At 71.5% G+C, this 23,476-nt stretch carries 25 protein-coding genes; 10 read left to right on the top strand and 15 right to left on the bottom strand.

Translation table 11 applies throughout. The features are described from left to right. Positions 1-91: 91 nt before the first annotated feature. On the bottom strand, positions 92-391 hold the full coding sequence (locus MT347_RS00660; RefSeq protein ID WP_243497150.1) for a hypothetical protein: 300 nt from the start codon (positions 389-391) through the stop codon (positions 92-94). A gap of 22 nt (positions 392-413) precedes the next feature. Between MT347_RS00660 and MT347_RS00655 the strand changes: the two genes are divergently transcribed. Continuing rightward, positions 414-1,091 (top strand): hypothetical protein, encoded by a 678-nt coding sequence (locus tag MT347_RS00655; protein ID WP_243497148.1) that lies wholly within the window; start codon positions 414-416, stop codon positions 1,089-1,091. 175 nt (positions 1,092-1,266) lie between these two features. Here MT347_RS00655 and MT347_RS00650 read toward each other — a convergent pair whose 3' ends face one another. The 4 genes from MT347_RS00650 to MT347_RS00635 form a co-directional block, all read right to left on the bottom strand. Continuing rightward, positions 1,267-2,484 carry a CynX/NimT family MFS transporter gene (locus tag MT347_RS00650; protein ID WP_243497146.1) on the bottom strand — a complete coding sequence of 406 codons (1,218 nt, stop codon included), beginning with the start codon at positions 2,482-2,484 and terminating at the stop codon, positions 1,267-1,269. Beyond that, on the bottom strand, positions 2,481-3,956 hold the full coding sequence (gene purF, locus MT347_RS00645) for an amidophosphoribosyltransferase (protein WP_243497145.1): 1,476 nt from the start codon (positions 3,954-3,956) through the stop codon (positions 2,481-2,483). The genes MT347_RS00650 and purF overlap by 4 nt, the downstream gene beginning before the upstream one ends. A gap of 6 nt (positions 3,957-3,962) precedes the next feature. After that, positions 3,963-5,105: a phosphoribosylformylglycinamidine cyclo-ligase gene (gene purM / locus MT347_RS00640; protein WP_243497142.1), complete on the bottom strand. Its 1,143-nt coding sequence runs from the start codon at positions 5,103-5,105 to the stop codon at positions 3,963-3,965. 211 nt (positions 5,106-5,316) lie between these two features. Further along, on the bottom strand, positions 5,317-6,132 hold the full coding sequence (locus MT347_RS00635) for an endonuclease domain-containing protein (protein ID WP_243497138.1): 816 nt from the start codon (positions 6,130-6,132) through the stop codon (positions 5,317-5,319). A 361-nt stretch (positions 6,133-6,493) separates the two neighbouring features. On the opposite strand from MT347_RS00635, the gene MT347_RS00630 reads away from it, so the two are divergent. Next, positions 6,494-7,105 carry a zinc-binding alcohol dehydrogenase gene (locus tag MT347_RS00630; protein WP_243497136.1) on the top strand — a complete coding sequence of 204 codons (612 nt, stop codon included), beginning with the start codon at positions 6,494-6,496 and terminating at the stop codon, positions 7,103-7,105. A 3-nt stretch (positions 7,106-7,108) separates the two neighbouring features. On the opposite strand, the gene MT347_RS00625 is transcribed toward MT347_RS00630, so the two are convergent. Both MT347_RS00625 and MT347_RS00620 read right to left on the bottom strand, forming a co-directional pair. Next, a complete protein-coding gene (locus MT347_RS00625; RefSeq protein ID WP_243497134.1) occupies positions 7,109-7,444 on the bottom strand; it encodes a potassium transporter Trk in 336 nt (111 codons plus the stop codon). Between the two features lie 199 nt (positions 7,445-7,643). Further along, complete coding sequence (locus MT347_RS00620; RefSeq protein ID WP_243497133.1) at positions 7,644-8,645, bottom strand: LacI family DNA-binding transcriptional regulator; 1,002 nt, start codon at positions 8,643-8,645, stop codon at positions 7,644-7,646. Positions 8,646-8,763: 118 nt separating this feature from the next. Between MT347_RS00620 and MT347_RS00615 the strand changes: the two genes are divergently transcribed. From MT347_RS00615 to MT347_RS00590, 6 genes are all read left to right on the top strand, one after another. Further along, positions 8,764-10,260 (top strand): mannitol dehydrogenase family protein, encoded by a 1,497-nt coding sequence (locus MT347_RS00615; RefSeq protein WP_243497132.1) that lies wholly within the window; start codon positions 8,764-8,766, stop codon positions 10,258-10,260. Between the two features lie 43 nt (positions 10,261-10,303). Further along, the gene (locus MT347_RS00610) at positions 10,304-11,308 is read left to right on the top strand and encodes an L-idonate 5-dehydrogenase (RefSeq protein WP_243497130.1); all 1,005 of its coding nucleotides are present in this window, start codon (positions 10,304-10,306) and stop codon (positions 11,306-11,308) included. Positions 11,309-11,360: 52 nt separating this feature from the next. Beyond that, positions 11,361-12,761, top strand: a complete 1,401-nt coding sequence (locus MT347_RS00605; protein ID WP_243497129.1) for an MFS transporter — start codon at positions 11,361-11,363, stop codon at positions 12,759-12,761. A 187-nt stretch (positions 12,762-12,948) separates the two neighbouring features. Next, on the top strand, positions 12,949-14,175 hold the full coding sequence (gene manD, locus MT347_RS00600; protein WP_243497128.1) for a D-mannonate dehydratase ManD: 1,227 nt from the start codon (positions 12,949-12,951) through the stop codon (positions 14,173-14,175). Next, complete coding sequence (locus tag MT347_RS00595; protein ID WP_243497127.1) at positions 14,165-14,797, top strand: bifunctional 4-hydroxy-2-oxoglutarate aldolase/2-dehydro-3-deoxy-phosphogluconate aldolase; 633 nt, start codon at positions 14,165-14,167, stop codon at positions 14,795-14,797. Before manD ends, MT347_RS00595 begins: the two co-directional genes overlap by 11 nt. Before the next feature lie 136 nt (positions 14,798-14,933). Further along, the gene (locus MT347_RS00590) at positions 14,934-15,866 is read left to right on the top strand and encodes a sugar kinase (protein ID WP_243497126.1); all 933 of its coding nucleotides are present in this window, start codon (positions 14,934-14,936) and stop codon (positions 15,864-15,866) included. 165 nt (positions 15,867-16,031) lie between these two features. On the opposite strand, the gene MT347_RS00585 is transcribed toward MT347_RS00590, so the two are convergent. Then, complete coding sequence (locus MT347_RS00585) at positions 16,032-16,388, bottom strand: sterol carrier family protein (RefSeq protein ID WP_243223984.1); 357 nt, start codon at positions 16,386-16,388, stop codon at positions 16,032-16,034. A 115-nt stretch (positions 16,389-16,503) separates the two neighbouring features. Here MT347_RS00585 and MT347_RS00580 point away from each other — a divergent pair, with 115 nt between their 5' ends. Next, the gene (locus MT347_RS00580) at positions 16,504-17,220 is read left to right on the top strand and encodes an alpha/beta fold hydrolase (protein ID WP_243497125.1); all 717 of its coding nucleotides are present in this window, start codon (positions 16,504-16,506) and stop codon (positions 17,218-17,220) included. Between the two features lie 88 nt (positions 17,221-17,308). Then, the gene (purD, locus tag MT347_RS00575) at positions 17,309-18,580 is read left to right on the top strand and encodes a phosphoribosylamine--glycine ligase (RefSeq protein ID WP_243497124.1); all 1,272 of its coding nucleotides are present in this window, start codon (positions 17,309-17,311) and stop codon (positions 18,578-18,580) included. A 79-nt stretch (positions 18,581-18,659) separates the two neighbouring features. On the opposite strand, the gene MT347_RS00570 is transcribed toward purD, so the two are convergent. From MT347_RS00570 to MT347_RS00540, 7 genes are all read right to left on the bottom strand, one after another. After that, entirely contained in the window at positions 18,660-19,424 is a 765-nt protein-coding gene (locus MT347_RS00570) for an SDR family NAD(P)-dependent oxidoreductase (RefSeq protein ID WP_243497123.1), read from the bottom strand. Positions 19,425-19,462: 38 nt separating this feature from the next. Continuing rightward, positions 19,463-20,743, bottom strand: coding sequence for a glycosyltransferase (locus MT347_RS00565; protein ID WP_243497122.1), 1,281 nt, complete (start codon positions 20,741-20,743; stop codon positions 19,463-19,465). A gap of 45 nt (positions 20,744-20,788) precedes the next feature. Next, positions 20,789-21,418, bottom strand: coding sequence for a TetR/AcrR family transcriptional regulator (locus MT347_RS00560; protein WP_243497121.1), 630 nt, complete (start codon positions 21,416-21,418; stop codon positions 20,789-20,791). Positions 21,419-21,427: 9 nt separating this feature from the next. Continuing rightward, on the bottom strand, positions 21,428-22,087 hold the full coding sequence (locus tag MT347_RS00555; protein WP_243497120.1) for a hypothetical protein: 660 nt from the start codon (positions 22,085-22,087) through the stop codon (positions 21,428-21,430). Between the two features lie 110 nt (positions 22,088-22,197). Continuing rightward, the gene (locus tag MT347_RS00550; protein ID WP_243497119.1) at positions 22,198-22,653 is read right to left on the bottom strand and encodes a MarR family winged helix-turn-helix transcriptional regulator; all 456 of its coding nucleotides are present in this window, start codon (positions 22,651-22,653) and stop codon (positions 22,198-22,200) included. Beyond that, the gene (locus MT347_RS00545) at positions 22,650-23,060 is read right to left on the bottom strand and encodes an EVE domain-containing protein (protein WP_243497118.1); all 411 of its coding nucleotides are present in this window, start codon (positions 23,058-23,060) and stop codon (positions 22,650-22,652) included. Before MT347_RS00545 ends, MT347_RS00550 begins: the two co-directional genes overlap by 4 nt. Further along, on the bottom strand, positions 23,057-23,476 hold the full coding sequence (locus MT347_RS00540) for an SRPBCC family protein (RefSeq protein ID WP_243497117.1): 420 nt from the start codon (positions 23,474-23,476) through the stop codon (positions 23,057-23,059). Before MT347_RS00540 ends, MT347_RS00545 begins: the two co-directional genes overlap by 4 nt.

Here is a 23,476-nt window from a genome sequence, read left to right as displayed (position 1 = left end):
CCTTCAGACGATCCGCCCGTTGCGCGCCGCGGTCCGCGACTACCGCAGAAAAGCCGTCGCGGCTCGAACATCCGCCGCGCCGCGACCCTGTTCAGGTGATCGTGACCGTCCTCGTGACCACCGTGCCGTTGCACTTCACCGTGATCGTGGCGACGCCCCGCTCCGTGATGCTGTTCGTGTGGAAGTACACCGTCGCGCTCTTCGTCGTGTCGTCGAGCCTCACATTGACGCTCTTGGAGACTCCGGCTTGAGCGTTCGTGCCCATGTAGCCGTTGTAGTAGGTCGTCGACGCGTAGATCAGGTTGGAGAGCGCCGTGTCGTCGAAGATCCGCCCGTCCGCGTACTTGACGGCCAGTGGCAGGGTCGAGTGGCTCTGCACGTAGGACTGCATGGAGGACGGGGAGGGAGAGCCCGTGATGGAGAGGATCGGCCACGGGGAACTCGATGCCACCCCTCCGCTCGTCCCGACGATCGTGGCAGTCGTCGGCGTGGTATTCGTCGCGCTGAACATCGAGGTCCACCGTCCGTTGCTGTCGGTCACACCCGACGGGCTGTCGAACGAGACCCCCCGCGTGGGGGAGGAGAACGTCACGGTGCGCCCCACGGCGACCTTTCTGGCGGAGTCGCGGACGGTCGAGGTCACACGCATGCCCCCACCCGACACGGGCGCCACCGATGTGGTGATCGCGAACGTATCCACCGTCAGCGTGGCGACCGCGGTCACGCCCCCCGAGACGGCAGAGATGGTGGGCTTCCCCGTGCTCGCCGACGAGGCCACGGTCGCCTTCGTGCGGAAGGTGCCGTCGCCCTGCGTGACGCCGGTGGAGGCGGAGAACGTGATGGATGACGACGACGAGGTCAGCGTGACCGATTGTCCGGCCTTGGGCGCACCCGCCGAATCGGTCACCGTCGCCACCACGTCGGTGGTCTCACCCGCAGCCACGGTGGAAGGCGAGAGCGTAAGCGCGAGCGAATTCGGCTGCGACGCGGCAAAGGCCGGGCTCGTCCCGACCGCGACGACGGCGGGGACGGCGAAAGCAGACGCCGCCAGGATCGCCCGACGGGAAAGCGGGAACGACGCGGGGATGTGATCGCGGTCGGATGGCAGTGTCATGGATGCTCCAGAGTTGTGAGAGGACAGGGCGCGAGCCGGGCCACTCTAGGGATCCACAGACGTACGCGGCACCGACTACGTCGCATCGACGGGCATGCGGACGGCAATTTCACCCGCCCCACACCTTTCGCCGCTCCCCAGCGGCGGCAATGTCACCAGCGGTGCCCGGTGCGCCTCTCCCACGCCTCCTCGACCGACTCCCGCCTGGCCATGACGATCGCGGCGGGAACGACGAGCAGCAATGCCACGCCGAGCACGAGGAGCCCCGCCGTCCACCCGCCGGTCAGCTCGTGGGTCACCCCGATCGCGAGGGGCGTGAGCGCCGCGAAGGCGTAGCCCGCGCTCTGCACGAAGGCGCTGACCGCGACGGCGGTCTCGTGCGAGCGCGTGCGCAGACCGAACAGCACGAGGGCGAGCGGGAACATCAGGGGCGGGATGCCGATGAGCACCACCCACAGTGCGGTCGCCGCCGCGGGCGCCACGAGAAGACCGACGATCCCCGTCAGTCCTCCGAGGATCGCCACCGCGTAGAACGGGGTCGTCCGCCCGAGACGCGCCACGAGCACGGGCACCAGCAGCGAGACCGGTAGCCCCATGAACGCGAAGAGGGCGAGCAGACCGCCCGCCTCGGCGGCATCCACCCCGGCGTCGTCGATGAGGATCAGCGGCAGCCACGCGAACATCCCGTACGCGACGGCGGAGTTCACGCCGAACGTGATCACGAGCGCCCAGGTCTGCGGCACCCGCACGATACGCGACAGCACCGACGCCCGGGGTTGCGCGACGATGTCGGAGCGCGAGGCACGGGCGCGCAGGCTCATCCCGATCCACGGCACCACCGCGACCACCGCCACGGCCGCCCACGTCACGAACGACCCCCGCCAGCCGACCGCCTCAGCGAGGGGCACCGCCACGAGCGGCGGCGTGAACGTCGCCACGGCCATCGTGGTCGAGTACACGGTGGTCATGAGTCCGATGCGCTCCGGGAAGTACTTCTTCACCACGGTGGGCAGCAGCACGTTCGCCACCCCCACGGCGGCGAAGACACCTGCGGTGGCCGCCAGCAGCGTCCAAGCGTCGACGGCGGCCGCCCGCAGCGCCAGCATCACGGCGCCGACGATCGCGGCGACGAGCACCGTGCGCTCCAGCCCGAGTCGTCGCTCGATCGCCGGCGTCACCATGCCCGACAGCGCGAAGGCCACGGGTGGCGCCATGCCGATGAGCCCGACCACGGCGGCGGGCACCTCGAAGTCACGCCCGATCGCCGTGAGCAACGGGGACAACGACGCGACCGCGATGCGCAGCGTCAACGCCAGCAGGACGACGGCGGCCGCGGCGAGCGCGACGTGTCCCGCCGCGCGGTGGGTCAAGACTCCTGGCTGCCCTCGACCCAGGCGAGGTACTCCTCCGACACGGTGCCGGTGACGTACCGGCCATCGAAGCAACTCATGTCGAGGTCGGCCAGGTCGGTGCCCTCCATGATCGCGGCCTTGAGGTCGTCGACCTCCTGGTAGACAAGGTAGTCGCAGCCCAGTTCCTGCGCGATCTCGGGGATCGTCCGGCCGTGGGCCACCAGCTCGTGCCGCGAAGGCATGTTGATGCCGTACACATGCGGGAACCGCACCGGCGGCGCGGCCGATGCGAACGTCACGCTGAGCGCCCCGGCATCCCGAGCCATCTGGATGATCTCGCGGCTGGTCGTGCCGCGCACGATCGAGTCGTCGACCAGGAGGACGTTCTTGCCCTGGAACTCGGTCGACATGGCGTTGAGCTTCTGGCGCACGCTCTTCTTGCGCACGGCCTGCCCGGGCATGATGAAGGTCCTGCCGACGTAACGATTCTTGTAGAAGCCCTCGCGATACTCGATGCCGAGCTTGCGGGCGACCTGCATCGCCGCCGGGCGGGCGGAGTCGGGGATCGGCATGACAACGTCGATGGACCCCGCGGGGGTGTACTTCGCGACCGTGTCGGCGAGCCGCTCCCCCATGCGCAGGCGCGTCTCGTAGACCGAGACGCCGTTCATCACGGAGTCCGGGCGAGCCAGGTAGACGTACTCGAACGAGCAGGGCGCCAGGGTCGCGTTCGGCGCGCACTGCTGGGCGTGGAGCGTGCCGTCGAGGGCGACGAACACCGCCTCGCCGGGCTCGATGTCGCGCACGACCTCGAAGCCGGCGTTCTCGAGCACGAGCGACTCGGATGCCACGATGAACTCGTCGCGCGGCTCGCCGCCCGGCACGTCGGCGGCGGGGCGCTTGCCGAGGATGAGGGGACGGATGCCGAAGGGGTCGCGGAAGGCGAGGAGTCCGTAGCCGGCGATGAGGGCGATCGAGGCGTAGGAGCCCTCGACGCGCTCGTGCACGCGGGCGACCGCGCGGAAGACCTGCGCGGGGTCGAGATCGGGTCCGGTGATCTCGGACTGGAGCTCGGAACCCAGGATGTTCACGAGCAGCTCGGTGTCGCTGCTGGTGTTGAGGTGACGGCGGTCCTTGCTGAACAACTCGCGGGTGAGCTCGCGCGTGTTCGTCAGGTTGCCGTTGTGCACCAGCACGATGCCGTAGGGGGCGTTGACGTAGAAGGGCTGCGCCTCTTCTTCGTTCGACGCGGTGCCCTTGGTGGCGTAACGCACATGGCCGAGGCCGATGTCGCCGAGGAGGGCCCGCATGTCGCGGGTGCGGAACGCCTCGCGCACCTGGCCGCGGGCCTTGTGGATGTGGAAGACACCGCTCGCCTCGGCGGTGGCCATGCCCGTGGAGTCCTGTCCACGGTGCTGGAGGAGGAGGAGCGCGTCGTAGATCTCCTGGTTGACCGGGCCTTGCCCGGCCATGCCGACGATGCCGCACATGGGGTGTTAGCTCGCTCCGTTCGCCGGGTGTCCGGCATCCGCGTACGTCCCGACCAGGCGCACTGCGCCTCCGTCGACGCCCTTCGCGCCCTGTTCGTACTCGCCTTCGGGGCGCACGTCGTCACGGACGACGCCGACCTGCCACGTGGCGATGCCCTCGGCCGTGAGCGCCGCGATCGCGGCATCCGCGATCTCGGGTGCGACGACGGCGAGGAAGCCGATGCCGAGGTTCCATGTGCCCTCGGTCGCGATCAGCTCCAGCCCGCCCATGTCGGCGAGCACGCGGAACACCGGCGAGGGGCTCCACGTGGAGCGGTCGACGTCGACCCACGTGTTCTGCGGCAGGACACGCGCGAGGTTGGCGGCGATACCGCCGCCCGTCACGTGACTGAGCGAGTGGATGCCGGAGCCCACCGCGCCGTCGTCGAGGAGGCGCAGCAGCGGCGAGGTGTACAGACGCGTGGGCTCGAGGAGTGCCTCGCCCCACGTGCCGCCGAGATCGGCGGACGCGGCACCGTACGCGATACCCGCGCCGGCGATGATGTGGCGCACGAGGGAGTAGCCGTTGGAGTGCAGGCCGCTGGAGGCGAGCGCGAGGACGACGTCGCCGCCCTTCACCCGGTCGGCGCCGAGGATACGGTCGGCCTCGACCACGCCCGTCGCGGCGCCGGCCACGTCGTAATCGTCGATGCCGAGAAGTCCCGGGTGCTCGGCGGTCTCGCCGCCGACCAAAGCCGTGCCGGTCAGGGAGCAGCCGCGGGCGATGCCCGCGACGATGTCGGCGATCCGCTGCGGCACGACCTTGCCGCACGCGATGTAGTCGGTCATGAACAGCGGACGCGCGCCGACCACGACGATGTCGTCGACGACCATGCCCACCAGGTCTTCACCGATGGTGTCGTGTTTGTCGATGGCCTGCGCGATCGCCACCTTCGTGCCGACGCCGTCGGTGCTAGTCGCGAGCAGCGGCTTGGCGTAGTCGCGCAGGGCGGATGCGTCGAAGAGACCGGCGAAACCTCCGACACCACCGAGCACTTCGGGCCCGTGGGTGCGGCGAACGGCCGACTTCATCAATTCGACGGCGAGGTCTCCGGCGGCAGTGTTGACGCCGGCGGCGGAATAGGGGTTTTCGTGGGGAGCTGAGGCCACCGCAACAGACTACCCGGGCTCGACAGGCACGCGCGTCGCGCGGGTCGCTACCGCCCGCCCCGTCGGGCGCGCTGACCGGCGGAGGACCGGGGACCAGTGGAGGACCCACATCCCCACGGCATCCTCCCTCCACCCCTCCCCCTCCCCGCAGCACGCCCGGCGCGAAGACGTTCTCACCGGGAGCGCACAGCGCCGGGGTGCACGGCCTGGATCACGGACGGCGCGCGCGATGGAGTCCTTGCGCCACGGCTCTCGTGACGAGGTCCTGCACGCTCGGCCAATCGTCGACGATCTGCCGGTAGCCGACGCGGATCACGTGGTAGCCGTTCAGCGTCAGCAGGGCGTCGTAACGGATGTCTTCGGCCCGTTGCGCGCCGACGTGATGCGCTCCGTCGATCTGCAGAACGAGCCGGTCCCCGATCAACAGGTCGACCCTGTGGTCGAGTATCCACGCCTGGGCCAGCAGCCTCAGCCCCAACCACCGCAGTCGCGTGATGACGATGGTCTCGAGCCCGGAGTCCGCGAAGGGCTGCGCGACCCGGAGGATCTCACGCGCCTTCGCCGGCAGGGCGAGGCGTTCCAGGGCGTCGATCGTGACGAGTCTCTTGTTGAGCGCGGATTCCCAGACCGCCAGCGCCTCCTCCCGGGGGACGCACATCGCCGCCAGGACGAGCGTGTTCTCCACGGCATCCACGAGGGAATCCGGATGCCGAGGCACCAACGGCTTCATGCGGTGCACGTGAGTGCCCTCGGCGACGTCCACGCGACCGGCATGAGGCGCGGCGGCGAGATGCACGCCGCGGCGTGTCGCGACCCACAGTCCGAGGTGCTCCGCAGCAGTGAGACAGGAGAGCACCACGCCTCCGCGCGCGGCGGCGACGAGGTGCGGATCGGCGTCGGGCAGAGCGAGCCACCGACGGCGCACCCGCAGTAGCCTGCCGTCGTTCACGGCCTCAGACACCGCGCGCCACGATGCGCCGGCCTCGCTCAACCGCACGCCGCGGACGACTCCGCCTCGCTGTCTCACGAGGTCGACGGGATCTGGGCGCCGTGACATGGGGCTCAGGGTGGTCGAATGCCGAGGCGTGCGAAGAGCCCGAGGCGCCTCCGGGGGAGAAATACCCGGGCGCGCGGGCTGGGGAGGAGCCGTGCCGCAGGTGACGAGTAGAGGACGAGGGAGGGTCGGAGGAGCAATCCCTGCGTACGGCCCTCCCCTCACCCCAACCCCTCCTCTCGCCCCCGGCTCGTCGCCCCGGCGCCCCGCGCCCCGCGCCCGACGCCCCGCACACGGCGCTGCCGCCGTCCCCGCCCCTCCGCTCTCCCCGCCGAACGCCCGACCGGGCGCAAGATCCATCCCCCTGGGCACGGAGCGTCCTTACAATGGCGCCATGACGGGCGGCCAGCCGGAGTGGGTGATCCGCGAGGACGCGGCGACATCGGTGCTGATCGCGCTGTATCTGCGCCAGGTGCTCGGCATCCGTTCCCCCGAAGAATTGCCCTCCCTGCGGCGCGTGCCGCCACCGGCAGTCGGACACGAGACGGAGGCGGCGCACGCGCAACTCGAACGCGAATGGCGGGGGTTCTGGGCGATGACGGTGGAGCCCCAGGCGCACCCCTCACCCGTCCCACTGGAACTCGTGGAGGGCTTCGACGGCCTCATTGCGCTGCCCGTCGACGGCGCCGACACGCTCCGCGAAGCCGTGGCGGCGCACGCCGACGACGCGGTGGACTTCGCGCGCCTCGGCCATGACCGCTACGCGCGGGAGTCGGCAGCGCGGCCCGGAGTGTCGTACCGCGCCTACGCCAGCGCCATCGCCGCACACGAGCGAGCTGTCGGGCGACGGGCTCACTCTTTCGAGCTGAACGTCCAGGTGCTGCCACTGACGCAGCGCGGGGTGTGGTGGATCGGCTCGCTCACGGTGGCGGTCACCGACGGCCTGCGCAGCGACGTCGTGGCCTTCGACACCGCGATCCACCCGATCATCGCGGAGCTGGCGTGAGGCTCAGACCTCGTACTGCTCGTGGTCGACGGTGACCTGCCGCGTGCGTCCGCCGAGCACCCGCTCGAAGACCAGCGCGACGATCGCCGCGAGGGCGACACCGGCCACGACGCAGATGAGCGCGGTGAAACCGAACACCTGCAGCTGCGAGTAGACGACCTGCGTGTACGGACTGACGTCGGAACCGTCGATGGCCACACTCAGGATGAGGGCGACGAGGATGCCGAGGAACGCCCCCGCCGCCAGGAACACGCCGTATTTGGGCGCGCGACGCACGGTCGCGGTCTCGATATCGTCGCGGACGTATACCGGTCGTTCGGGGTCGGGCTGCTCGGCCATGTCTTCATTGTCCCACCGTCGGGTTCGCTGTGGGTCGTGACCTTTCGGCGTCGAGGCAGGCGGCAGGGCGGACGCGGCGGCGGGCATCGTCCCCTCCGTACGCGAGCGTCCAGACCGCACGAGATGGTCGCGGACGTCCAGGGGATCGGCGAACGGAGGCGGGTTCGGCGCGCGGATGAGGCCGACGCCCCGACGCGCGTCAGCGACGGGGCACGCGCGGGGGCGCTGTGGAACTGCGCACGATCAGCTGCGAGGGCAGCACCGTCTCGCCGGTCGGCGCGGCGCCGACCATCGCCTGCAGCAGCAGGTCGACGGCCAGGGCACCGGCGCGCGCGATGGGCATGCGCACGGTCGTGAGGCTCGGCGTGACCGCCCCGGCCAGATCGATGTCGTCGATGCCGACGATGCTGATGTCGTCGGGGCAGACGCGGCCGAGCTCGGCCATGCCCGCCTCGAGGCCCAGGGCGACGAGGTCGTTGTAGGCGATGACCGCGGTGGCGCCGCTGGCGACGGCGGCCGCGGCCCCTGCCCGGCCTCCTTGAATGGATGCCGCGTGATGGCTCAACCGCGTCAGACGGATGCCGAAACGCTCGCAGGCGCGTGCCACGGAGCCGGCGCGCTGCTCGTCGGCCCAGGACCCGTGCGGCCCCGACGCATAGGCGACGTGATCGTGACCGAGGGCCGAGAGGTGCTCGACCGCCTGCGTCGGTCCCCGCTCGGCGTCCATCACCACGCAGAGCGCTCCGGGAAGGACGCGGTTGACGACGACGTGCGGAGTGTCGCGCACGAGCCCCAGCACCTCCACCTCGGGAAGGCGCGGGGAACACAGCACGAGACCGTCGGTGCGGCATCCGAGCTCGATGGCTTCGCGCTCGCGGCGCAGATCCTCGTCGGCGTCGAACAGCACGATGCGGTGGCGACCGTGCCACGCCTGACCCTGGATGGCCTTGAGCAGGGTGGCGTACACGGGGTTGGCGGCATCCGGAACCACCACGGCGATCGTGCGCGTGCCGGTGGCCGCTTGGGGCGTCGCGTAGCCCAGCTCGGCCGCGGAACGGCGCACCCGTTCGAGCGTGGCGGGGGCCAATCGGTCGGGTTCGCCGAAGGCGCGCGACGCGGTGGCGATGGACACTCCCGCGTGCCGCGCCACCTCCGTGAGGTTCGCCGCCATCTCCACCTCCCGTCGTCGTCCTCCCATCATCGTGCATCCCTCTGTGCAAAAGCTTGACAAGTTTGTACAACCTGCTGCACACTCTTGCCATGCCGATCATCGACGATCCCTACCAGGCGACTCCCGCCGCGTTCAGCGGAGTACGCGCATGACCGCCCGTCTGAGCCGCGACGCGGCCACGTCGGCGGTCGTGCCACCCTCGCCCGCCTCCGCCGGGATCCTCCACCTCGGGCTCGGCAGCTTCCACCGTGCGCACCAGGCCGTCTACACCGCCGCCGCCCTCCGCTCCGACGGCGGGGACTGGGGAATCGTCGGCGTCGCCTCGCGGTCGCGCCGCATCGTCGACTCCCTGCACGCGCAGGATCACCTCTACGCCGTCGCGACCGTCTCGCCGGAGGGCACCTCGCTGGAGATTCCGGGCGTGCACACCGACTCCTACGTCGCCGCCGACGACCCGGCGCGCGTGGTCGCCGACCTCGCCGATCCGCGGATCCGCATCGCCACGCTCACCGTGACGGAGAACGGCTACAACTACTCGCCCTCGAGTCAGCGGCTCGACGTCGCCGACCCGATCGTCGCCGCCGACATCCGCGGCGGCGCTCCCCGGTCCACCATCGGGCAGCTCGCACGCGGACTCCAGCGTCGCGCCCAGGCCGGCGGCGAGCCGGTGTCGATCCTCAGCTGCGACAACCTGCTGTCCAACGGCTCGCACACCGAGAAGCTCGTGCGGGCGTTCCTGCAGGAGCTCCCGGATGCCGAGGGCGCCGACGTCCTCGCCTACCTCGACCGCGCGGTGACCTTCCCCTCGAGCATGGTCGACCGCATCGTCCCGTCGACGACCCCGGAGTTCGCCGATCGCGTCGCCGCCCTGCTCGGCGTACGCGACGACGCGCCGGTGCCCGCCGAGCCGTTCACGATGTGGGCGATCGAAGACCGCTTCGCCGCGGGACGACCGATGTGGGAGGCCGGCGGCGCCGTGTTCACCGACGAGGTCGGCGCGTACGAGCTGCTCAAGGTGCGTCTGCTCAACGGCACGCACTCGCTCATCGCCTACCTCGGCGCTCTGAAGGGCGCGGCGACGATTCCGGATGCCATCGCCCTCCCCGTGATCGAGGCCTCCGCCGCAGCCGTGCTGCGTCACGAGTACGAGCCCTCGATCACCGCGCCCGCGGGCGTCGACGTCGAGCAGTACGAGCGCGAGCTGTTCGCCCGCTGGGGCAACAGCGCGCTGGGACACCGCACCGACCAGGTCGGCTCCGACGGATCGGTCAAGCTCGGCCAGCGCATCCCCGGTCCCGTCCTGCAGGCACTGGACCGCGGGGAGTTCCCGCACCTCATCGCCCTCACGGTCGCCGCCTACCTCGCCTGCGTCGCGCCGCCCGCCGGATTCGACCCGGGTCCGCACGCCGCGGCGATGAACGACAACGCGCGCGAACGCCTCACCGCGGGTGCCGTGCGCGGCGGCCGCGACCTCGCGGCCCGCGCCATCGTCGACCTGCACCTGTTCGGCGAAGACCTCGCGCACCGCACCGCCTTCGTCGACCGGGTCGGTGACCTGCTCGACACCATCGTGCAGCGCGGGGTCGACAGCGCCGTCGCCGACGCCCTCTCGGCATCCCGCGCCCTGGCGACCACCACCCCCTGACCACCCGGCGCTCCCGGAGCGCACACGACACGAAGGAGACGCGATGAAGCTTCTCGCGATCCACGGCGCGGAAGACATCCGCTGGGAAGACCGCCCCACCCCGGAGCCCGGTGACGGCGAGGTGCGCCTGCGCGTGCGCTACGTCGGCATCTGCGGCTCCGACCTGCACTACTACTTCCACGGCAAGAACGGCGAGTACGCCGTTCGCGAGCCCCTGACCCCCGGTCACGAGCTCTCCGCCGAGGTCGACCTCGACCCCTCGGGGCGCCTCGCGCCGGGGACCCCCGTCACCGTGCACCCGGCACGATTCGGCCCCTCGGTCGCGGGTCTCGAAGACCGCCCGCACCTGCGCGCGGGCGGTGACTACCTCGGCAGCGCCGCAGGATTCCCCCACCGTCAGGGCGGCGCCGCCGAACTGCTCATCGTGGAGGAGCACATGGTGCGCGTCCTGCCCGAGGGGCTCCCCCTCGAGCGCGCCGCCCTCGCCGAGCCGCTGGCCGTCGCCATCCACGCGGTGAGCCTGGCCGGTGACCTCACGGGCAGGCGCGCCCTCGTCATCGGCGCGGGTCCGATCGGCCTGCTCGTCGCCGCCGCGGCCGTCCACGCGGGCGCCGCGGTCGTGGGCGCGAGCGACGTGCGCCCCGAGCCCCTCGAACGGGCGCGGACACTCGGTGCGACCGAGACCTTCCTCGTCGGCACCGACACGATCGAGAACGAATCGTTCGACGTCGTGTTCGAGTGCTCGGGCGTGGGGGTCGCCCTCACGCAGGCCGTGCGCGCGGCCCGCCGTGCGGGCACCGTCGTGCAGGTCGGCATGCTCCCCGATGCCGAGCTCGGAGTGAACCTCGCCCCGATGCTCGCGAAGGAGCTCACGCTGCGCGGTGCGTTCCGCTTCTCGACCGAGATCGACGACGCCATCGCGATGCTGGCGTCGACCGACACCCTCGACGCGGTCGTCTCGCACGTCGTGCCCGCGACCGACGCCGTCAGCGCGTTCGCCACCGCGCGCGACTCCTCGGCATCCGCCAAGGTCCTCCTCTCCCTTTAACCCACCGACACCCGCTGTCACAGACCCGTCATCACTACGAAGGAGTAATCCGATGAGCAGCTCTTCCGCCCCCGGCGTCGACGCCTCGACGTCACCGCCCGTCGCCAAGAGGTCGACCGGCGACCTCGCCCGCGCCGCCGTCTCGGGCTGGCTCGGCACCGCGCTGGAGTTCATGGACTTCCAGCTCTACTCGCTGGCCGCCGCCCTGGTCTTCAGCCAGATCTTCTTCGCCGGAGGGGATGCCGCCATGGCGGTCGTCCTGGCGATGGCGACCTACGGCGTGGGTTATGTTGCCCGCCCGGTCGGCGCGTTCTTCTTCGCCCGCATCGGCGACAAGATCGGCCGCAAGCAGGTGCTCTTCTACACGATCCTGCTCATGGGGGCTGCGACCACCCTCATCGGCGTGCTGCCCACGTACGAACAGGTCGGCATCCTGGCTCCGATCCTGCTGGTGATCCTGCGTCTCGCGCAGGGCTTCGGTGCGGGGGCCGAGATCTCGGGCGCGGGCGTCATGCTCGCCGAGTACGCCCCCGACAACCGCCGCGGCGTCGTCGCCTCGCTGGTCGCCCTCGGCACCAACTGCGGAACCCTCTTCGCCTCGGGCATCTGGGCGATCCTGCTCGCCGTGATGATGGAGAGCGACGTCATCGCGTGGGGCTGGCGCATCCCCTTCATCGGCAGCGCCGTGATCATGCTCTTCGCCCTGTGGGTGCGCTTCAACCTCAAGGAGAGCCCGGTCTTCGAGGAGCGCACCGACGTCGTCGACGGCAAGGCGCTCTCGCGGGCCGAACTCCAGAAGGTCGCCACAGAGACCAACGACGTCCGCACGCTCGAGTCGCTGCAGAAGAAGCCGCTGAAGGCCATCCTCGTGTCGTTCTTCCTGCGCTTCGGCCAGGCCGGCAACTCGGGCATCGTGCAGACCTACCTCATCTCGTTCATCACGATCACCCTCGCGATCTCGAAGGAGGTCGGCCCCGAGATCGTCATCGTGTCGTCGCTGATCGGCTTCATCACGATCCCCCTCGTCGGCTTCCTCGGCGACAAGGTCGGTCGCCGCCGGATGTACATCGTGATGTCGTCGCTGTCGCTCGTGCTGATCGTCCCGACGCTGCTGCTGATCAACTCCCGCGAGGTGGGCTGGATCTTCGTCGGCTACGCGCTGATCCACAACATCTCGGTGCTGGGGCTGGCATCCATGGAGAACATCTCGATCCCCGAGATCTTCGGTGCCCGCAACCGCTACACCCTCACCGCCGTCGTCCGCGAGGTCGCCGCCATCATCGCCACGGGCATCGGCCCGGTCGTCGCCGCCGCGTGGGTGGCCGCCGCGACCGGCAGCATCATCCCGATCATGGTGCTCATGGGCATCTTCACGGCGTCCGCCCTGGTCGCCGCGATCGTCGCACCCGAGTGGACCGGCCGCGACCTGCGGGATCCCCGCCCCGCGATGTGATCCGGCGGGGCTTCCTCCAGGGAGCTCCGTCACCCGCGGGCCGCGCGGTCCGCGTCCGGGTGGGCTCGTGACGGCGGGCCCGCCCGGTATCCCTCCCCCGCGGCGGAGGACCCCGGTCCCGGATACCGCCCCCTCCGGGCGACGAGCCCGTTCGCCGCCCCTTCACCTCTCGACCAGGAAGTCCCTCATGAGCATCGCCTCCGTCGACGTCATCGTCACCAGCCCCGGACGCAACTTCGTCACCCTGAAGGTCACCACGAGCGACGGCGTCGTCGGATGGGGGGATGCCACCCTCAACGGCCGCGAGCTGTCGGTGGCGTCGTACCTCTCCGACCACCTCGCCTCGATGCTGATCGGCCGCGACGAGGACCGCATCGAAGACACCTGGCAGTACCTCTACCGCGGGGCGTACTGGCGCCGCGGACCGGTGACCATGGCCGCGATCGCCGCGGTCGACATGGCGCTGTGGGACATCAAGGCCAAGAAGGCCGGGATGCCGCTGTACCAGCTGCTCGGAGGCGCGAGCCGCGACGGCGTCCGCGTCTACGCCCACGCCTCGGGCACCGACTTCGAGGCCCTGGCCAACGCCATCACGGGCTACCGCGAACTCGGCTTCACCGCCGTGCGCGTGCAGACCGGCGTTCCCGGCCTCGGCCAGATCTACGGCGTCTCGGCCGCCGGCCCCGGTGTGCGCTACGACTACGAACCCGCGAAGCGCTCCGGTGACCGCCCGGCCGAGGAGACGTGGGACACCCGCCAGTACCTCAACCACATGCCCGGGGTCTTCTCGAAGATCCGCGAGGAGTTCGGCACCGACCTCCGCATCCTCCACGACGGTCACCACCGCATGTCGCCGATCGAGGCCGCGCGCTTCGCGAAGGACGTCGAGCCCTACGACCTGTTCTGGCTCGAGGACGCCACCCCCGGCGAGGACCAGACGGCGCTGCGCCTCATCCGCCAGCACTCCACCACCCCGCTCGCGATCGGCGAGGTCTTCAACACCGTGTACGACTACCAGACGCTCATCACCGAGCGCCTGATCGACTACGTCCGCTCGGCCGTGACCCACACCGGCGGCATCACCGCGATGAAGAAGCTGCTCGACTTCGCCGCGATCTACGGCATCCGCTCCGGCATCCACGGTCCCACCGACATCTCGCCCGTCGGCATGGCGGCGGCGCTTCACCTCGACCTCGCGATCCACAACTTCGGCATCCAGGAGTACATGCCGCACAACGAGCAGACGCTCGAGGTGTTCCAGACCTCCTTCACCTTCGACAGGGGCTTCCTGCACCCCGGCGACCAGCCCGGTCTCGGCGTCGAGCTCGACGAAGAGGCCGCCGGTGCGTTCGAGTACACGAAGGCGTACCTGCCCGTGAACCGCCTGCTGGATGGGACCGTCCATGACTGGTGAGCTTCCCACCCGCACCGTCTCGTCGAAGCTCGTCGTGGTCGCCCGCGCGTCCGCGGCCTCGGACTACGCTCCGGTGCTCACGGCCCTCGCCGATGCGGGCGTGCAGAGCGTCGAGCTGACCCTCACGACGCCGGGCACCTTCGACGCCTTCGCCGAACTCCGCGCGTCGTTCGACGGCGACCTCGGCATCGGGACGGTCACGAACCTCGACCAGCTCGAGCGCGCGATCGCCGTCGGCGCCGACTACGTCGTCACCCCGATCACCTCGACCGCCCTCGTCGAGCGCGCGGTCGCCGCCGGCATGCCGATCGTCCCGGGCGGGCTCACCCCCACCGAGCTGTTCGCGTCGTGGTCGGCGGGCGCCTCGGCGGTCAAGGTGTTCCCGGCCGGCCAGGTCGGTCCCGCATACCTCAAGGATCTGCGCGGTCCCTTCCCCGACATCGCCGTCGTCCCCTCGGGAGGGGTGGATGCCGACAGCGCAGCCGCCTGGCTGGCGGCGGGCGCCGTGGCGGTCAGCGTCGGCGGGCCTCTGCTCGGCGACGCGTTCCGCGGCGGCGACCTGGGCGCATTGCGAGAGCGGGCCGAGCGGTTCGTCGCGGTGTGCGCGGGGGTCTCGGCGTGAGCGGCGCGGTACGTGGGGGTCTCGGCGTGAGCGGCGCGTCCCCGGCGGGTCAGGCCTGGATCGCGACCTCGACGGTCGGCCGGTCCGGCGTGGCGCGCGCGGCTGCGGGGTCGGCCCGCGACGCGGGGCACGGCTCGTGACCCGCGTCGTCACCCTCGGCGAGACGATGGCGCTCGCCCGCACGACCGAGATCGGGTCGCTGCGTCACGCCGCGGGCCTCGCCCTCGGCATCGGCGGGGCCGAGAGCAACGTCGCCGTCGGATTGCGGCGCCTCGGGATCGACACCTCCTGGCTCGGCCGCGTGGGCGACGACCCCCTCGGCGAGCGCATCGCACGCGAGCTGCGCGGAGAAGGCCTCGACGTGCACGCGCTCGTCGACGCCGATGCGCCCACGGGCCTCATGCTGAAGGAGCGTCCCTCCGCGGCATCCACCGCGGTCCACTACTACCGGCGCGGCTCGGCCGGCTCGCGCCTCGCCCCTTCCGACATCCCCGCGGGATGGATCGAGGATGCCGACCTGCTCCACGTCACGGGCATCACGCCGCTGCTGTCGCCCAGCGCACGCGACACGGTGCTCGCCGCCGTCGATCGTGCGCGCGACGCCGGCGTACCGGTGAGCTTCGACGTGAACTACCGCTCAGCGCTGGCGGCCCCCGACGTCGCCGGGCCCCTCCTGCGCGAGATCGCCGAGCGCGCGACGCTGGTCTTCGGCGGCGTGGAGGAGTTCGCCCTGCTGACCCCGGATGCCGCGGAATCGCTGCTCGTCGCCGGCGTCGAGCAGGTCGTGGTCAAACGCGGCCCCGCAGGGGCGGCGGTCTTCACCGGCACCGGCGTCACCGAGGCGCTCGGCTTCGTCATCGACCCCCTCGACACCGTCGGCGCCGGAGACGCTTTCGTCGCCGGCTACCTCAGCGCCCACCTCGAGGGACTCGACGTCGCCGACACGCTCGTGCGCGCCAACGCCTGCGGAGCGATGGCGTGCCTCGTACCCGGCGACTGGGAGGCGGCCCCGACCCGCCGCGACCTGGTGCGGTTCCTCGCCGGCGGCGCCGACCCGGTCCAGCGATGACTCCCGACGGGCCGGTCTGCCGGTAGCGCGCGCCAGCCTTCGGCCTCGGTCCGGTCAGCGAGGTCACACGTTCCGCCTGAGATCACGCGGTGTTGCGCGGCTCGATCCGGTGATCTCGCGCGGATCGTGTGATCTCGGCGATGAGCCGCGGGGGCGCGGTCCGGGCTACGGCCGCAGCGGGAGCAGCGCGCTGATGTCGGCGCGCACGCCGGAGGCGACGATGCGGCCCGCGGTCGTGGCATCCGCCCAGTGCTCCTGGCCCGTCGCGACGGCGATCCAGGTGGCGGCGTCGGTTTCGACGACGTTGGGCGGGGTGCCTCGCGTGTGGCGGGGGCCCTCGATCACCTGCACGGCACCGAAGGGCGGCACACGCATCTCGACCGAGTTGCCGGGCGCCTTCTCGGCCAGCAGCTGCAGCAGGTAACGCACCGCTGTGGCGGTCGCCGGGCGCGGGGCGTCTCCGGCGGCGACGGCGGCGAGGGCTGCACGGCCGTCTCCGGTCTCGATACGGCGGGGAGGCATGGCATCCACGCTACCCGCGGGTCACGCGACCCGGCGGGTAGCGCACCCGCACTCGCCACGTCGACCCTTCCGCCCGGCATCGCGCGCACGGACGGCGAGGTGCCACCATGAGTGCGTGACGACCTGGGTCCTGGTTCACGGCACCCCGCTCAGCCCCGCGGTGTGGGACGGGGTGTCGTCGCGGCTCACGGACCAGCCCGTCGTCTGCCCCGACGTGTCGCACCTGCCCGACACCGTCGACGTCCAGGCCACGGTGGCCGGTCGCCTCGCTCCCACGCTGCCGCCGGGCCGCTGGGACCTCGTCGGTCACTCCTTCGGCGGACAGATCGTGCTCGAGCTGGCACTGGCCCAGCCCGAGCGGGTGCGCTCGCTCACGGTCCTCTGCAGCCGCGACACCCCCTTCCCCGCTTTCGCCGCCGTCGCCGACGCGGTCGCCGCCGGGGAGGGACCGCCCGTCGAGGCGGGCTTGGCTCGCTGGTTCCTTCCCGCAGAACGGGCGGCACACGGCGACGCGGTCGTCCGTGCGGCAGCCGACCTCGCGGTCGCCCACCGCGCGCCGCGGGACTGGGCACGCGCATTGCGCGCCATCTCCAGCTTCGACCGAGCCGCCGAGGCCGCGACGCTCGACGTCCCCGTCACCCTTCTCGCGCAGCGGCACGACGGGGTCTCGACGCCCGAGGTCATGGCGGCGTTCGCCGGGCGTCTGCCGCGCGCCGTCCTCCACGTCGGCGACGGCGCGCACATGTCGCCGTTCGTCGACCCGGCGCACCTGACGCGTTCGCTCGTCTCGTTCCGCGACGACGCGTGTGCCCGGGGCGGTCCCCGGCGGTGACCGTCCAGCACACGCCGCGTCGCTTCGGCGGTCGCGGCGTGTCCTGGACGCTCGAGGCAGCCCGTCGCGGGGTCGGTAGGCTGGCCGCGTGAGAATCCTGGTCCTCGGTTCGGGCGCGCGCGAGCACGCCATCATCCTCGCCCTGCGCTCCGAAGAGGAGTCGCACGCGATCTTCGCCGCGCCCGGCAACGCCGGCATCGCCCGCGAGGCGCACCTGGTCGATCTCGATCCGCTCGACCCCACGGCCGTGCTCGAGTTCGCCAAGACCGAGGCCGTCGATCTCGTCATCGTGGGCCCCGAGGCGCCCCTCGTCGCCGGCGTCGCCGATCCGCTGCGAGCCCACGGCATCCCCGTCTTCGGTCCCGGCAAGGCTGCAGCCCAGCTCGAGGGCTCGAAGACGTACGCGAAGCGGATCATGGATGCCGCGGGCGTCCCCACCGGACGATCGGCCCGCGCGGGCGACCTGGCATCGGTCGAAGCGGCTCTCGACGAGTACGGCGCCCCGTACGTGGTCAAGGCCGACGGCCTGGCCGCGGGCAAGGGCGTCATCGTCACCTCCGACCGCGACGCCGCGATCGCGCACGCCGAGACCTATCTGCCCACCGGCGCCGTGTTGATCGAGGAGTTCCTCTCGGGCCCCGAGGTGTCGTTGTTCTTCCTCAGCGACGGCGACCACGTCGCACCTCTCAGCCCCGCGCAGGACTTCAAGCGCCTGCGCGACGGCGACGAGGGCCCCAACACCGGCGGCATGGGCGCCTACTCGCCGCTGCCGTGGCTGACCGACCGCTTCGGCGGCGAAGACGAGTTCGTCGACCACGTCACCCGCGCGATCGCCGAACCGGTGATCCGGCGGATGGATGCCGAGGGCACCCCCTTCATCGGACTCCTCTACGCCGGACTCATCCTCACCGAGCAGGGCGTCAAGGTCATCGAGTTCAACGCCCGGTTCGGCGACCCCGAGACGCAGGTCGTGCTCCCCCGCCTTCTCGACCCGCTGTCGCGGCTGCTGTTGGCCGCTGCCTCGGGCACGCTCGAGGATCAGCCCCGCCCCGCGTTCGCCGAGGCGACCGCGGTGACGGTCGTGCTCGCGAGCCAGGGCTACCCCGAGGCGCCGCTCACCGGTCGAGTGCTGACGGGCGTCGACGAGGCCGAAGAGGTCGACGGCGTCCACGTCGCCCACGCCGCCACGGCGCTCCGCGACGGCGAGCTCGTGGCCACCGGCGGACGCGTACTCAGCGTCGTCGCCACCGGCACGACGTTCGCCGAGGCGCGCACCGCGGCCTACGCCGGCCTCGAGCGGATCGGCCTCGAGGGCGGGCAGTACCGCACCGACATCGCCGCGCGCGTCGCCGGGGCCTGACGCCCGGAGTCTCGGCGCTGAGCGGCGCGGACACTCCGGCCAGAAGCCACCTCCGAGACGGCGACGCCCGGGGCGGTGGTCACGCCAGAACGGTCACGGTCGGGCCGGCATCCACGAGAACCGCCGTACCGCTGGCGCGCCGGGGCTGCTCGGTGAGCAGGTCGACCGCCGCCCGCGCGACGTCGTCGACGGTGGTCAGCCGCCCGCTGGGCGCGAAGCCGGCCGCGAAACCCGCCTTGTCATCGGCCGCGCCGCCGGTGAGACGATCGACCATCGGAGTGTCGATCACCCAGGGGCACAGGGTCAGCACGTCGATGCCCGCCTCAGCCAGCAGTGGCGCGGCGCTGCGACCGGCAGCCACCACACCCGCCTTGGCCGCCGCGTAGGGAACGGCGATCGCAACGGGCAGCACCGTACCCACGAACGACGCGGTGTTGACGATCACGCCCCCGCGGCGCATGTGCGACGAGGCGTGGTGGAGTCCTGACAGCACGCCGGTGAGGTTGGCATCCACCACTTCGCGCAGGGCCTCGGCGGTCCAGGCGTCCATCGAACCGATCGGCCCCTCTGTTCCCGCGTTCGAGAACCAGAAGTCGATCGGAGCCTCGGATGCCGCGTCCCGGGCGAGAGCTGCCACGTCGGCGTCGCGCGTGACGTCGGCGGCGACGAACCGCGCGTCTCCGCCCGCGTCGACGATCGCCTGTACGACGGCAGCGCCGCGGCCGAGATCGCGCCCGGAGACGACGACGCGCGCGCCGGCTTCGGCGAGGCGGCGGGCGACGGCGGCTCCGATACCGCTCGTGGCGCCGGTGACGACGGCGGTGCGTCCGGAGAGAGATGTCATGGAGTGTCCTTCGTTTCGGTGAGGTGGGAGGAGGAGGGTCAGCGGCGCGCGCCGAGCATCTGCTCGATGTCGTCGACGAGCCCGGGGGCGCCGGGCGCGAGCGCGATCGCGTCGCCGACGCGGCGGGCGCGGTCCGCGTAGCCGTCGTCGGCGAGGATGCGCCGGACGGCCGCGCGGATGGCATCCGGAGTCGGACGCCCCGTACGCAGGTTGACGCCCACCCGGGCGTACTGCACGCGCGCGGAGGTCTCGACCTTGTCTTCCGAGTCGCCGGCGATCACGATCGGTACGCCGTGGCGCATCGCGTGGTGAAGGCCCCCATAGCCGCCGTTGGTCACCAGCACACTCGTGCGGGCGAGCAGGTCGTCGTAGGGCAGGTAGCTCGCGGCGAAGGCGTTGTCGGGGAGGGCGGGCAAGGTCTCGACGTCGCGCCCGCCGGTGGTCACCGCCACCTGCACGGGCAGGTCGGCAAGTGCCGCCAGCGTCGGCTCGATCACCTCGGCGTAATCGGTGTTCGCGACGGTTCCCTGCGTGACGTGCACGAGCGGCAGGGTCGGGTCGAGGTCGTCGAACCACTCCGGTGCCGCAACGGGGTGGGCGGCGGCGGATGCCATGGGGCCGTAGAACCGGAGGGCCTCCGGGGCGTCGCGGCGGGCGTATTCGAACTCCTGCACCGTGAACTGCGCGAGCAGGTCGCTGCGCGAGAGGACGTCCATGAAGAACGCGCCGTTCAGGGGCGGCGCACCGACGCCCGCGAGGAACAGATCGAGCGAGCGGTGCACGGGACGCAGCACCGTTCTCGCCGCCACCCCCAGCACACCGTTGCGCAGGCGGTTGAGTGCGGGCACCCGCAGGGGCGTGATGCCGAGTCCGTACGGGGCGGTGTCGCGGCTGGAGAAACCGGCCGGCCCGATGCCGCACATCACGGTGAGGGGGCGTTGAGAGCGCGGCCGTGCGAACAAGGTCTGCACGCCGAGGAAGGTCATGTCGTGCAGCACCACGTCGGCGGGTTCGTCGCGCAGAATCTGCTCGAGGGCGGCCGCCGCCGGCGCTGCGGGGTCGACGAAGGCGCGCTCCACGCCGCGGTTGATGGTCGCGAGCCCGCGGTCGCGTTCGTCGGCGCCGATCCCTTCCAGCGTGTCGGCGTCGGCCGGAAGAGGGAGGAACAGGATGCCGGCCTCCTCCACCATCCGCTGGTACCGCGACCCGGTGAGCAGGCGCACGCGCCACCCGCGCCGCTGCAGTTCCTGCGCGACGACGAGGAGCGGGCCCACGTGGCCTGTGGCGGGCATGCTGCACAGCAGGGCGGAGGGTGTCATGTCTGAGTCCTTCGAGGATGACCCCGTCCGCCGACGGACGGGGGTCTAGGCGAGGTTGTCGGCGAGGTGGACGAGCTGGGCCGTCAGCCAGGTCCGGTAGGCGGCGACGGCCCACCCGCGGGCCACGGTGAGGTGCGTCCACGGATCGGGGCCGGTGAGGAGCCCCAGGACGTCGGCAGCGATGTCGAGCTGGTCGACGCGGATGCGGCCGCGCTGCTGGAACCAGCCCGCGGCGATCGTCATGTCGCGGTGGCGGCGCATCTCGAGGTCGAGGTAGGCGGCGCGCGCCTCGGGGTCGCTGTCGGCGGCGGCCACCATCGCGCGAACGATCGCCGCCGAGCGCTGATTGGCGTCGATGAGGAAGTCCACGTACCGGGCGATCGCGGTATCGGTGTCGGGCTCGCCCATGATCGCGACGAGTTCGGGGCGATCGGCGAGCGAGTGCCTCCCCTCGTCTCCCGCGAACGTGCGCTCGAACGCCGCGATGAGCAGGGCATGCTTGGGCCCGTTCAGATGCACCGTGGGAACCGACACCCCCGCCTCGGCCGCGATCGCCTTGATCGAGGTGGTGACGTACCCGTCGCGGACGAACAGCCGGGCCGCCGCGTCGACGATGGTCGCGCGGGTCTCCGCGGCGTCGGCCTGCCGTTTGGGCGAGTGGTAACTACGGGGCACGGGAGAACGCTACTTCGCCGCCGCGACCGTCGACCGGAAGATCACGAGCCCCGCGACGATCTGCGCGCCGGTGGAGACGAAGTACATCGCGTTCGACAGCGCCTCGACGGTGCTCACGTTGAGCACGACGCCGAGCGCGAAGCCGACGAGCGCCAGCACCAAGACGGCCCAGCGCGCCCCGCCCGTCAGCACCCCGGCGCGGACGATGACGATGCCGCCGACCAGGAGAGCGACGCCCTGCGCGGCGCTCATCCCGACCAGGAACGCCAGCGCCCCCTCGGTGAGCGCGGCGGACGGCAGCAGGTAGGCCGTGACGAGGTACATGCTCTGGTTCGCGAGGAACAGCGCCCCGAATCCGAGGAGCGCGACCTTGCCCACGAGAGACGCGCCCACGGCGCCCTGCCCGTCGCCTCGGCCCAGCGCGAGCGGGACCATCGCCGCGACGTGGGTGAGCGTGCTCGCGAGGAAGAGTACCCAGAAGGCCGTCGCCGGCCCGGACTCGGTGGCGACGTCGGCGGTGAGCTCGATCGCGGTCGCCGCGGTGAGCAGAGCCCCGCCGACGGCGATCAGGATGCCGGCGGTTCGGGCCCACCGCGGGCGGGGTCGGATTGTCGCGGCGTCGCTCGCGACGGGGTTCGGAGTGGTGATGTGCGGGGCGGAGGTGGTCATGGATGCTCCTGCGAGTGACCGGGATCGGACGGCGGCTCGTTTTCACTATAGCGGCGTATAAATGAATATGGAACCGCCCGCCACGACTCACCGACGATCGTGTCGCGGCCTCAGGACTGCAGCCGGCGCAGGACGTCGGCAAGATGACCGGCGAGCGGCCTGGGATCGCCCGCCCGGTCCCCGAACGCCGCCTCATCCACGTCCTCGACGGCGTTGTTGGCCGCCCGCGCCCGCTCGCGCCCCTCGGCGGTGGCACGCACACGGATGGCGCGGCGGTCCGCGGCATCCGGATGCCGTTCGACGAGACCGCGCTCGGCGAGCGCCCGGACGACTTGCGACACCATCATCGGGTCGGCGCCCGCGCGGTGACTCAACTCGGCCTGGGTCATTCCTTCAGCGGTGTCGCCCCAGGTGAGCACCGCCAGCAGGACGAACTGCACGTGCGTCAGCTCGTGCGGGGCGAGCGCTCGACGGATCGCGGCCTGCCACCGGTTCGTCACCTGCCACAACAAGAACCCGGGACTCACATCGCCGGTCGGGAAGCGGCTGTCGAGGGGGTTCGTCATCTCTCGATCATCGCGTGCTCGATGACGTCGGCGTCGGCCTGCGCGATCTCGACGAGACCGCGCCGGAGCTGATACCCCCAGTTCGGCTCGGCGGTCAGAGCGAGCCGGCCCCGCAGGTCGGCGACGGCGACGGGTCGCGCCGATCGATACGTCACCGCCCGACGAAACGGACGGAAGTCCCCCTCGTCGGCCTGCCAGATCTCCCCCTCGTCCACGCGTCCGATGGCGGTGAACTCCCGCAGTTTCGCGGTGTCGCCGAGGCGGTGCACCGGCGAGTAATAGACGAGCGTGTCGCCCGGCCGCATGCGGGCGAGCCCGGGGCGTTTGCCGTGGCCGATCTGGGCGATACCTAGCGCGACACCGCGCGCGACGTGCTCCGCGGACGCGACGCCGATCCAGGCGGTCATCGGCCTTCCACCACGGCGACGAGCCGGTCGAGATCGGCGGGAACCGACTGCTCGAAGCCGGCGAACGCGGTGCGCGCCCACAGCCCCGACAGCGGACCGTCGATCGTCACTTCGGCGGTGACACGAGACCCCCCGGCGGTGGGCTCGACGCCGTGACGGAACGTCAGTCGGGCTCCCGGCATCCGTGTGACATCGGTGTAGACACGGTCGGCCTCGAGCTCGGCGACGACGAACTTCACGCGCGGGCCACCCTCGGGCTTCAAGATGCCGCGACTACCCTGCGCGACCGGGTGCTCGATGCGCACCCACTCGGTGTCGGGCGACCATTCCCGCCATGTGTCGTGATCGACCCACCGGGCGAAGAACGCGGCGGGAGAGGCGGAGGATTCACGGATGGCGGAGGCGAGGATGCGCAT

Origin of the sequence: Microbacterium sp. VKM Ac-2923 (genome assembly GCF_022815605.1) — a bacterium.
Taxonomy (GTDB): Bacteria; Actinomycetota; Actinomycetes; order Actinomycetales; family Microbacteriaceae; genus Microbacterium.
The sequence above is the reverse complement of the archived record's forward strand: the minus strand, read 5'-3'. Positions and strand labels throughout refer to the sequence as shown.